Below are 9,594 nucleotides of genomic sequence, written 5' to 3'. Positions count from 1 at the left end.
AGCTGGGGCAGGTGCTGATGCGAAGCTTTTTTTATACTCTGAGGGAAGCGGAAGTGGTTCCTGGTTCGATTATCTTCATTAATAGTGGGGTAAAACTGGCCTGCGAAGGGTCGCCGGTATTGTCCGACCTTATGGCCTTGGAAAAGCGCGGAGTCAGGATCTTAAGCTGCGGCACCTGCTTGGATTACTTTCAGCTTAAAGAAAAGCTTTGCGTTGGCTCCATTAGCAACATGTACTCCATTGTTGAAGCCATGATGACTAGTGACCGCTTGATTACCTTAGGGTAGACCGGGAGCTTGGCGGGGAGGAAGAGATGGTAGAGAAATACTTTCTGGGGGATGTAGTCCAGATGCGAAAGTCGCACCCGTGCGGTAGCGACCAGTGGGAGATTATGCGTACGGGTATCGACTTTCGCATCAAGTGCTTGGGGTGCGGCAGGCAAGTTATGCTACCCCGCCCCAAATTTGAGCGGGCGGTGAAGAAAATAGTCAAGCGGGCAGACTAAAACTTCCGCCCCGACTTGACGGCGCCGGTTACACAACCCAAAAAGTACAGCCAGTTCTGTTGACTGATGGCGTAGTGGGTTACGCTCCCAAGGGGCGATCCCCTAGGAATGAGGCTGGAATTCATAGCTTCATCGGGAGTTAGGTATGATCCCATAAGCACTTTCATTTGCAAGCGATTAGCTAAGACCGCTGCTTTTTCTACGTAGGGGCAGGGTGGTGGCAAGAAGAGGCAAGAGGCAAAGGCGATTACTTGTACGCCGTCCCGACCTAGGTCCTGTACCAGCTTGAGAAGCCCGTCCTGGCTGCAACCAGGACAAGGGACAAGGGAGACTATCTGCAACCCTCCCAGGCGCCCCAACGGTCCCCGCTTTTGACGGACAGACTCGGGACAAAGTACATGTGAGTTGATTCCTGGGCAACCAGTACGCCAACATTTGGCACATCCGATAATTGCGGCACGAATGGTGGAACTCTCCTTCCCTAGAAATTTCCATATTGTTGCTGCGATCTACTCGGTTCTCAAAGCGATAGTCTAACAAAAAGCGTCGTCGAAGGTTGTCGGATTAGTGGGCCAGAATTATGAAACTATTCTCGAGCCCGTCTGTTGTACCGTATCATTCTTGGTTGGGTCTGGTTGTTGCCCTTTTGATGGTTATGCTATAATAAGGCCAATATTGAGCCCGACCCAGTGGGTTAGTCCCTGCCCCTTTAGGGGCCGTTAGTCCGAAGGGAGGTGAAAAGCTTGCGGGCCTACGAAGTCATGTTTATCGTCAAACCCGATCTCACCGACGAGCAAATCCAGGAGACCATCGAACGCTTTACCAACCTGATTAGTGAGCATGGCGGCGAGGTAGAAAAAGTGGATCGCTGGGGGCGTCGCCGGTTGGCTTACGACATTGAGAAGTTTCGCGAGGGTTTCTACACGGTACTGCACTTCCAAGGTTCTTCCGAGGTGGCCCGGGAGATGGACCGCGTCCTAAAGATCAATGACAGCATTCTGCGCCATTTGATCACTCGGCGGGACGAGGAACCAGCAGCTTCGGCAGCTGAGCAAGGCTAGGGGGCAAAAATATGCTTAACCGGGTAATTCTCATCGGCAGACTGACGCGGGATCCGGAGCTGAGATATACGCCTAGCGGGGTTCCCGTGGCCAGCTTCACCTTAGCAGTTGATCGCCCTTTTACTAACCAGCAGGGCGAACGGGGTACTGACTTTATTCGCATTGTAGCCTGGCGCAAATTGGGCGAGACTTGCAGCAACAATTTAAATAAAGGGCGTTTGGTGGCAGTGGAGGGCAGGCTCCAGATTCGCTCTTATGATGCCTCGGATGGAACTAGGCGACAGGCGGCGGAAGTAGTTGCCGATGATGTGCGTTTTCTTGACCGGCCTCGGGAAGGTCAAGGGAGTAGCACTCCGCCGGCAGCGGATGCGCCTGGTTTTGAGGACCTAGATGAAGAATTCCCTCCGGAGGACGAAGTACCATTTTAGGAGGATGATGCAATTTGCGTCGAGACAAGCGGCGCTCCCGTAAGCGGGTATGCAGCTTTTGTGTAGATAAAATTCAACTTATTGACTACAAGGATATCTCTCGGCTACGCCGCTACATCACCGAGCGAGGAAAGATAATTCCTCGCCGTATTTCCGGGAACTGCGCCCACCATCAGCGGCAGCTAACCCGGGCCATCAAGCGGGCGCGGGTAATGGCGCTTCTTCCCTATACGGTGGAGTAGCGGCAAATGGCCTCCTGCCTCTATCCGCCTGACTCCGGTGGCACTGACGGTTCACGAGGCCGGTTAGCGGGAGGGTAAAGGGTGCCTAGTTTAAAGAACAGCAGGTGGGTGCTAGTAGGGGTGGGGGCGGGCGTAGCTTCGGCCCTGCTAGCGCTGGTATCATTGATCAGCCCGTGGGGACGGTTACTTGTTGGCTGGTTTTGGTCTTTGCCTTTGAGCTTAGCCATTGCCGGCTTGGGCCCGGCGGCAGGCTTGCTGGCCAGCGGAATAGTCGTGGCTTTGGTGTGGGGGCTGGCCGGTCCGATAAGCACCCTCTTCACGGTCTTGCCATTATTGCTGGTCGGTTGGGGTTATGGACAGACCTGGCGGTGGAAGTGGCCACCGGGTAGGTCGTTGGCAGCTGTGACTCTGGCTGCTGGCGTCGTTTCCCTAGCCCTGACCGGCTTGGCTTGGTGGGTGTGGCATCAGCCTCCCTTTCCTTGGGGGGACCAACTGCGCAATAGCGCTGATCAGGTGATTGCTACCTACCAGCGGCTAGGGCTTTTGGATCAAGCCTTGGGTCAAGGGCTTACCGAGGCCACCCTCAGGCAGCAGTTGGTGATGGTAGTAGGGTGGCTAGAGAGGCTGGCTCCTTCCATTGGCGCTACGGGGACGATGTTGGAGGCGGGAATCGCCTACTATATTACTACCGCTTTCTTTTGCTATTTACACCTGCCCGGGACTGATTCGGGTCATGGTGGCAAGTTACCATTGTATACTTGGGCGCTTCCTTGGTATTCGGTTTGGGTGTTTATGATCGGGCTCGGTATGGCGCTAGCTGGCGACTACTTAAAGCAGCCGCTGTTGGTTACCATTGGTGGCAACCTTCTTTACCTTTATCTGGCCGTTGCCTTTGCTATAGGGTTAGCGGTAATATCTTTTTACGTAAACAAGTACAAGCTACCCCCAGTCTTAGAAGCACTGGGGGTTGTAGTCATACTGATAAATTTACCCTTTGCTGTTGCTATTTGCGCCGCCATTGGCCTTTTCGATCCTTTGTTTAACTGGCGCCGGTTGGGAAAGAAAGGAGAGGGTGTCGGGTGAAGGTCATTTTGCTAGAAGACGTGAGAGGCCTGGGCTCAAAAGGTGATACAGCTCGGGTAGCCGATGGGTATGCCCGGAACTATTTGTTGCCCAGGGGCTTGGCGGTAGAAGCTACTCCCGTCAACCTTAAGCGATTACAAATAGAGAAGCAGCGCCAGGCGGCGCTCAAAGAAAAGCAAGCCAAAGAGGCCGAGCAGATGGCGGCCAAACTCAATGGACTGCAAATCGTAGTCTTCAGCCGGGCTGGAGAAGGCGGAAAGCTTTTCGGGTCGGTAACTAACAAGGAGATCAGCGAGGCTATCCAGAAACAAACTGGCATAGCTGTGGATAAACGCCGCATCGAGCTGGATGAGCCCATTAAGTCAGTCGGTAGTTACAGCGTGACTGTAAGGTTGCACCCGGAGATATCGGCCTCACTTACGGTTGTGGTGACCGATGGAGGAAGCCGGTCCGAGGCAGGGAAATAGTCTTACTTGCGGTTGAAGAGGGTTAGATGGAAAAGGGAAGGGATCAGTGTGGCAGGCGGTCTCAGGCAAGACTGGACGGATCAGGAGATAAGGCGGCAGATCCAGGCTCTCTACGGTGTTCTGTGTGACCTTTTTGGCACCGACCAAGTGGTGCTGCGGGCTAGCAAGGTAGAAGCCCTGGACCTAATTCGGTCCGACAATTTGGGCGAACGGGTACTAGCGTTGGAGCGCGTCATATACGAGGATCCAACCATCGAAGACATTCCCGGCCCCGAAGACATAATTGATGTCCTGGATCAACTGCAGGAAAACTTGGCTGATCTAATTGCCCGCCGTTCCCTCGAGGAGGAGCTGGAACAAAAGATTTCTGAAAGGATCCAGCAACGCTACGAAGAGTATATCCGGGAAATCAGAAACCAAGTTCTTCAGGAAAAGGCGGGGGTAGAGAACGCCCAGACTTTGAAGCGGCTAGCCATACTTGAGAAAAAAGAAACCGTTAAGCTGGCCAAGACAGCAGCGGAAATAATTCGGCCGCAGCGTTTGGGGGAAATTATGGGCCAAGACCGAGCAGTACGAGCTTTGTTGTCCAAGATCGCTTCCCCGTTTCCTCAACACATTCTCCTTTATGGGCCCCCTGGAGTGGGCAAGACTACGGCTGCCCGCTTGGCTTTGGAAGAGGCCAAGAAGCTACCGGGATCGCCCTTTGCTCCCGGTGCTCCGTTTGTCGAAGTGGATGGTTCTACCTTGCGCTGGGATCCTCGCGAGGTAACCAACCCTCTCTTGGGCTCGGTTCATGACCCCATCTACCAAGGGGCTCGGCGCGATTTGGCCGAGAACGGTATTCCTGAGCCCAAGCTGGGCCTGGTGACCGAAGCTCATGGGGGAGTGCTGTTTATTGACGAAATCGGCGAAATGGACCCCCTGCTGTTGGTTAAACTGCTAAAAGTCTTAGAGGACAAGCGGGTGGAATTTGAATCTTCTTATTACGATCCCCATGATGAGAACGTTCCTCAATATATCCGCAAGTTGTTTGAGGAAGGTGCGCCGGCCGATTTTATATTGATAGGAGCCACCACCCGGGATCCGTCCGAGATCAATCCGGCGTTGCGGTCCCGCTGCGGAGAGGTGTTCTTTGAGCCGCTGACTCCAGTGGATATCCAAAAAATCATTCGGCAGGCAGCCAAGAAGCTGGGAGTTCGGCTGGAGGCCCAGGTGCCGGAAATAATCAGCGAGTACACCATTGAGGGGCGAAAAGCCATTAACATTCTGGCTGATGCTTATGCCCTGGGAATGTTTGAGCACTCCAAACGGCTCCGAGGGCGCAAGAGAAGATCTTCGGCCAGCGGGCCCATTTGCATCACTGGGTCCTTGGTTCGAGAAGCAATACACTCGGCCCGTTTGACTCCTTATGTCACCACTAAGGCCAGCCCCCAGGCGGAGATCGGCAGGGTGCTAGGGTTAGCAGTGAGTGGTTTCGTGGGGTCGGTACTAGAGCTTGAGGCCATTGCTTTTCCGGCTCATGAGCCTGGCAAAGGTAGTCTCCGCTTTAACGATACTTGTGGGACCATGACTAAGGACTCCCTATTCAATGCTGCTTCGGTAGTTCGGCAGGTGACCGGCGAGGACCTATCCGACTATGATGTCCACGTCAATGTGGTGGGCGGAGGAGTAGTCGACGGTCCCTCGGCGGGGCTGGCGCTGTGTCTGGGGATTATTAGCGCAGTGCGGAACATTCCCTTGCAGCAGGATCTAGCGGTTACCGGAGAGATTTCCATTCAAGGCAAGGTAAAGCCGGTGGGAGGGCTAGCTGAAAAGATTTACGGCGCCAAGCAAGCAGGGATGCGGGCAGTAATCATTCCCCAAGATAATGCCAACGAAGTGCCCCGGGGGCTGAAAGGGATAAAGGTAATCCCGGTAGCAACGGTAAAGGAAGCTCTTGCCTATGCTCGGGGCGATCAGCTCCTCGGCGACCAGGACCTAGGTGGCCAGTTACAATCCATGCATTTGGTAGGTTAGGGTCATGGTAGCCTTGGCTAACTGGTTAAACCGCATACCGCCCCAGAATAATGAGGCCGAGCAGGCGGTTTTGGGTTCTATGCTGCTCAGCCAAGACGCCATTTATGCGGCCATGGAGATCTTGCGGCCAGAGGATTTTTATCGGGAAGCCCACCAGATCATCTATCGCACTATCCTGTCCTTAAACGACCGGGGGGCTCCAGTTGACCTTTTGACGGTTACCGATGCCCTGCGCCAGGAGGGAGTTCTGGGCCAGGTAGGCGGCGCTGCCTATGTGGCTTCGCTGGCAGATGTGGTGCCCACTGCTCTCAATGTTACCCAGTATGCTCGTATCGTAGCCGAAAAATCCCTGCTCCGCTCTATCATCCAGGTGGGTATGCAAGTGGTAGAAAAGGGGTTTTCCGAAAGCGAGGAAGCCCTGGTGATCCTAGATCAGGCCGAACAGGCCCTCTTTAACCTCGGCCAGTCCCGCCGCCGGGGCAGCTTTGTTCCTCTCAAGGACCTGTTGGCGGCGAGCTTTGATCGCTTAGAGAAACTATACCACCAAGAGGAGGGCATGAGTGGGCTTAGCACCGGTTTTGTAGATTTGGACCGGTTCTGTTCGGGTCTTATGCCTTCCGACCTAATTATTCTAGCTGCCCGCCCAGCCATGGGTAAGACCAGTCTTGGGTTGAACATCGCCCAGAACGTGGCGATTAAGAACCACTTGCCGGTGGCCATTTTTAGCCTAGAAATGTCTAAGGAGCAGGTGGCCCAGAGGGTACTGTGCTCAGAAGCTCTAGTAGACCAACAGAAACTGCGCAGCGGGCAGCTAGAAGAGGAGGATTGGCGGCGGCTGATTGAGATCCTAGACCCGTTGTCCGAGGCACCTCTTTATGTGGATGATACCCCAGCTAGCACGGTGATGGAGATGCGGGCTAAGGCCAGACGCCTCAAAGGACAAAAGGGACTAGCTCTCATCGTTATTGACTACCTGCAGCTGATTCAGCCTTCCCGGCGGCTGGAAAACCGGGTGCAGGAAATATCGGAAATATCCAGGTCGCTTAAGGCCTTAGCCCGAGAATTAGATGTGCCGGTGATTGTCCTCTCGCAGCTCACCCGGGCCGTGGAGCAGAGGCAGGATAAGCGACCGATGCTGTCAGAACTTCGAGATGGCGGTTCCCAGGAGCAGGACTCAGACATGGTATGGTTTATCTACCGGGATGAATACTATAACCCCGATAGCGAAAAGAAGGGCGTAGCTGAGATAATAATTGCCAAGCAGCGCAACGGGCCCACCGGGGTGGTGGAGCTGGGATTCTTGAAGGAGTTTACTCGCTTCGTCAACCTGGAAAAACGTTACGAGGACATGGAGGAGTAGACATGGAAGTAATGGAAGTAGTAGCTCAACTGATGGCGCTGTCAGCCAGGACTGCTCCCAAGGCGGGAGGCAAGGACTACATAGTAACTAAGATTGTTACCGGTGAGGACCTAGAGAGGCTAGCCGATGCCATGATTGACTACGGTAAACAGACCGGGAAGATCAATTTTGACCGTGATGCTGACAGCATTCGCCGTTCCCAAGCCTTGTTGCTGATTGGCCTTCGGGCTCCAGCTACGGCTGGGCTCAATTGTGGCGCCTGCGGCTTTGCCCGTTGCCAGGACCTAGAGGAAGCAGCCTCTCCGCAGATGGTGGAATTTCCCGGGCCCTGGTGCGCCTGGCGGATCATTGATCTGGGCATCGCCTTGGGCTCGGCCGCCAAGATGGCTAGCCTGTTGAACGCAGATAACCGCATCATGTACCGGGCCGGGGTAGTGGCTAAACGTATGGGGCTAGTGAGTGCCAATCTAGTATGCGGGATACCTATTTCTGCTACCGGTAAGAGCATTTACTTCGATCGAGGCTAGCCATTCTGCTGCAAGCGCGCTTAAAAGGCACTGGCGCCAGGTTGGTGGAGGATATAGCCATGGAAGTACGCTACAAAATCTGGCTGGAGGAAAACGGGGATCAAGTTTTCGGCGAAGGCTTGTTTTTGCTGCTTGCGCGAACTCAGCAGACAGGTTCCCTCCACCGAGCCGCCCTGGACATGAACATGTCCTACCGCTACGCTTGGGGTAAGATCAAGAAAGCCGAGAAGCGCCTGGGCCGAAAATTGCTAACCACCCAAACCGGTGGAGAAGGAGGTGGCGGAGCCCGCCTCACCCCGCTGGCCGAGGACTTGGTGCAACGTTACCGTGCCTTTAACAAAGAAGTTCAGGCCAGCATAGCGAGGCTTTTTGCTGACTTTTGGGAGGAAAATTGCTTGCCTCGTTGAATATTCATATTACCTGTCAGCGGTAGCTAATTTGATCCAAGTGGCGGCATTGGGTTGGGTTCGCGTTATGTTAATAGTAACATAACGCAATTCATGCAAAGGGTTAGGGACTGCACCAAGCGGCCGCCCGCAGAGCTAGGCATAAAGAAAGGACGTAGGGGATGCGGGGCGCTGGTCCGGAAGCGACATTAAACCGAGCGGCTCCGCGCAGGGTTACGGAGCGGAGAACAGCGCCCCAGCAGGAAATAGAGGAGGGGTACATGTGCTTACGAGGTTTCTTAGGTGGTGGGTGGTGGGAATTTTAGTAATAGCGTTGGTGGCACTGCTCAGCGGCTGCGGGGGAGGGCAGTCTGGCGGCGGAACTACCGGGCATCAGCCTGCCCCCCAGGATAAGGAACTGATCCTGGCCACTACCACCAGCACCATGGACACCGGGCTCTTGGATGTGCTGATCCCCGAGTTTGAAAAACAGACTGGCTACCACGTTAAGCCCTTATCGGTGGGAACTGGGGAAGCTTTAGCGCTGGGCAAACGGGGAGAGGCAGACGTGCTTCTAGTTCACGCGCCTGAGCAGGAAATGGAGCTAGTGAACAGTGGTTATGCCGTCAATCGTAAGTTGGTCATGCACAACGACTTTATAATCGTGGGCCCAGAAAAGGATCCGGCCAAAATTGCCAGCAGCCAGGATTCGGCTGAGGCCTTTAGGAGGATTGCCGAGACCAAATCGTTATTCATATCCAGAGGGGATAATTCGGGTACTCATACCAAAGAGAAAAGTATCTGGAAGAAGGCCAACCTCAACCCGGCTGGCCAGAAGTGGTACCAGGAATCAGGTTTGGGGATGGGGGAAACCCTAAATATTGCCTCCGAAAAGGGGGCTTATACCCTGAGCGACCGGGGCACTTACCTGGCTCTTAAGGACAAGCTCAACCTAAAAATCCTCTATCAGGGCGATGAGGCTTTAAAGAACATCTATCACGTGATGCAGGTCAACCAGGACAAATTTGACCCTAAGACCATCAAGATCAATACTGAAGGGGCCAGGGCTTTCGTAGAATTCATGGTCAGCCCTGCTACTCAGGAAATCATCAAGAAATTCGGCGTAGACGAATACGGTGAACCTCTGTTTTATCCCGATGCTGGGAAAGGCGAGTAGAAGTAAAGGCAAGGAGAAGCATTGTGGATCTAGTCTGGGAAGGGATTAAGGAAGCATTTTACCTATTGGGGGGCTCAGATCCCGAGGTCGGGCAAATTACGCTGCTGACACTTAGGATTTGCGGCACCGCTACCTTAATAGCGGTATTGATTGGCATCCCCTTGGGAGCCTGGCTTGGGCTTCATAGGTTCCCTGGCCGGCAGGCATTGCTGAGCCTGGTGTATATGGGGATGGGACTTCCGCCGGTAGTGGCTGGCCTATGGGTGAGTATTTTCCTGTGGCGCAAACGCCCCATGGGGCCGGTGCGCCAACAGTACAACCCCCCCGCCCAGAAAATAGCCC

14 protein-coding genes are annotated in these 9,594 nt (G+C 54.3%); 13 read left to right on the top strand and 1 reads right to left on the bottom strand.

All coding sequences use genetic code 11. From position 1 onward, the window contains the following. Together yedF and H5U02_11960 are read left to right on the top strand one after the other, a co-directional pair. Window positions 1–287: sulfurtransferase-like selenium metabolism protein YedF (yedF, locus tag H5U02_11965; protein MBC7343131.1), on the top strand; the 287-nt coding region annotated here is incomplete at its 5' end. A 26-nt stretch (window positions 288–313) separates the two neighbouring features. Next, a complete protein-coding gene (locus H5U02_11960) occupies window positions 314–505 on the top strand; it encodes a DUF951 domain-containing protein (protein ID MBC7343130.1) in 192 nt (63 codons plus the stop codon). Here H5U02_11960 and H5U02_11955 read toward each other — a convergent pair. Further along, window positions 502–1,014, bottom strand: coding sequence for a CGGC domain-containing protein (locus tag H5U02_11955; GenBank protein ID MBC7343129.1), 513 nt, complete (start codon window positions 1,012–1,014; stop codon window positions 502–504). The two genes, H5U02_11960 and H5U02_11955, sit on opposite strands and share 4 nt — an antisense overlap. A 234-nt stretch (window positions 1,015–1,248) precedes the next feature. On the opposite strand from H5U02_11955, the gene H5U02_11950 reads away from it, so the two are divergent. From H5U02_11950 to H5U02_11900, 11 genes are all read left to right on the top strand, one after another. Then, the gene (locus H5U02_11950) at window positions 1,249–1,566 is read left to right on the top strand and encodes a 30S ribosomal protein S6 (GenBank protein MBC7343128.1); all 318 of its coding nucleotides are present in this window, start codon (window positions 1,249–1,251) and stop codon (window positions 1,564–1,566) included. An 11-nt stretch (window positions 1,567–1,577) separates the two neighbouring features. After that, the gene (locus H5U02_11945; GenBank protein MBC7343127.1) at window positions 1,578–1,994 is read left to right on the top strand and encodes a single-stranded DNA-binding protein; all 417 of its coding nucleotides are present in this window, start codon (window positions 1,578–1,580) and stop codon (window positions 1,992–1,994) included. A gap of 14 nt (window positions 1,995–2,008) precedes the next feature. Then, entirely contained in the window at window positions 2,009–2,236 is a 228-nt protein-coding gene (locus H5U02_11940) for a 30S ribosomal protein S18 (GenBank protein MBC7343126.1), read from the top strand. An 81-nt stretch (window positions 2,237–2,317) separates the two neighbouring features. Further along, window positions 2,318–3,319 carry a DUF2232 domain-containing protein gene (locus H5U02_11935; GenBank protein ID MBC7343125.1) on the top strand — a complete coding sequence of 334 codons (1,002 nt, stop codon included), beginning with the start codon at window positions 2,318–2,320 and terminating at the stop codon, window positions 3,317–3,319. Next, on the top strand, window positions 3,316–3,786 hold the full coding sequence (locus tag H5U02_11930; protein MBC7343124.1) for a 50S ribosomal protein L9: 471 nt from the start codon (window positions 3,316–3,318) through the stop codon (window positions 3,784–3,786). Before H5U02_11935 ends, H5U02_11930 begins: the two co-directional genes overlap by 4 nt. A 42-nt stretch (window positions 3,787–3,828) precedes the next feature. Next, window positions 3,829–5,802 (top strand): ATP-dependent protease, Lon family, encoded by a 1,974-nt coding sequence (lonC, locus tag H5U02_11925; protein MBC7343123.1) that lies wholly within the window; start codon window positions 3,829–3,831, stop codon window positions 5,800–5,802. Between the two features lie 4 nt (window positions 5,803–5,806). Further along, entirely contained in the window at window positions 5,807–7,162 is a 1,356-nt protein-coding gene (gene dnaB / locus H5U02_11920) for a replicative DNA helicase (GenBank protein ID MBC7343122.1), read from the top strand. Window positions 7,163–7,164: 2 nt separating this feature from the next. Next, complete coding sequence (locus H5U02_11915; protein MBC7343121.1) at window positions 7,165–7,689, top strand: hypothetical protein; 525 nt, start codon at window positions 7,165–7,167, stop codon at window positions 7,687–7,689. Window positions 7,690–7,748: 59 nt separating this feature from the next. Continuing rightward, window positions 7,749–8,096: a LysR family transcriptional regulator gene (locus H5U02_11910; GenBank protein MBC7343120.1), complete on the top strand. Its 348-nt coding sequence runs from the start codon at window positions 7,749–7,751 to the stop codon at window positions 8,094–8,096. A gap of 262 nt (window positions 8,097–8,358) precedes the next feature. Continuing rightward, complete coding sequence (locus tag H5U02_11905; GenBank protein ID MBC7343119.1) at window positions 8,359–9,252, top strand: substrate-binding domain-containing protein; 894 nt, start codon at window positions 8,359–8,361, stop codon at window positions 9,250–9,252. A gap of 23 nt (window positions 9,253–9,275) precedes the next feature. Then, the coding region (locus H5U02_11900) for a tungstate transporter permease (protein ID MBC7343118.1) at window positions 9,276–9,594 on the top strand (319 nt) is incomplete at its 3' end.

The organism is Clostridia bacterium, assembly GCA_014360065.1.
GTDB lineage: Bacteria > Bacillota > DSM-521 > Neomoorellales > JACIYF01 > JACIYF01.
Note: the sequence above shows the minus strand (reverse complement) of the source record. Positions and strands in the feature narration are given on the sequence as shown.

Coding starts and splice junctions, on each gene's coding strand:
- H5U02_11960 (MBC7343130.1), top strand. CDS start 314: ATGGTAGAGAAATACTTTCTGGGGGATGTAGTCCAGATGCGAAAGTCG.
- H5U02_11945 (MBC7343127.1), top strand. CDS start 1,578: ATGCTTAACCGGGTAATTCTCATCGGCAGACTGACGCGGGATCCGGAG.
- dnaB (MBC7343122.1), top strand. CDS start 5,807: ATGGTAGCCTTGGCTAACTGGTTAAACCGCATACCGCCCCAGAATAAT.
- H5U02_11915 (MBC7343121.1), top strand. CDS start 7,165: ATGGAAGTAATGGAAGTAGTAGCTCAACTGATGGCGCTGTCAGCCAGG.
- H5U02_11910 (MBC7343120.1), top strand. CDS start 7,749: ATGGAAGTACGCTACAAAATCTGGCTGGAGGAAAACGGGGATCAAGTT.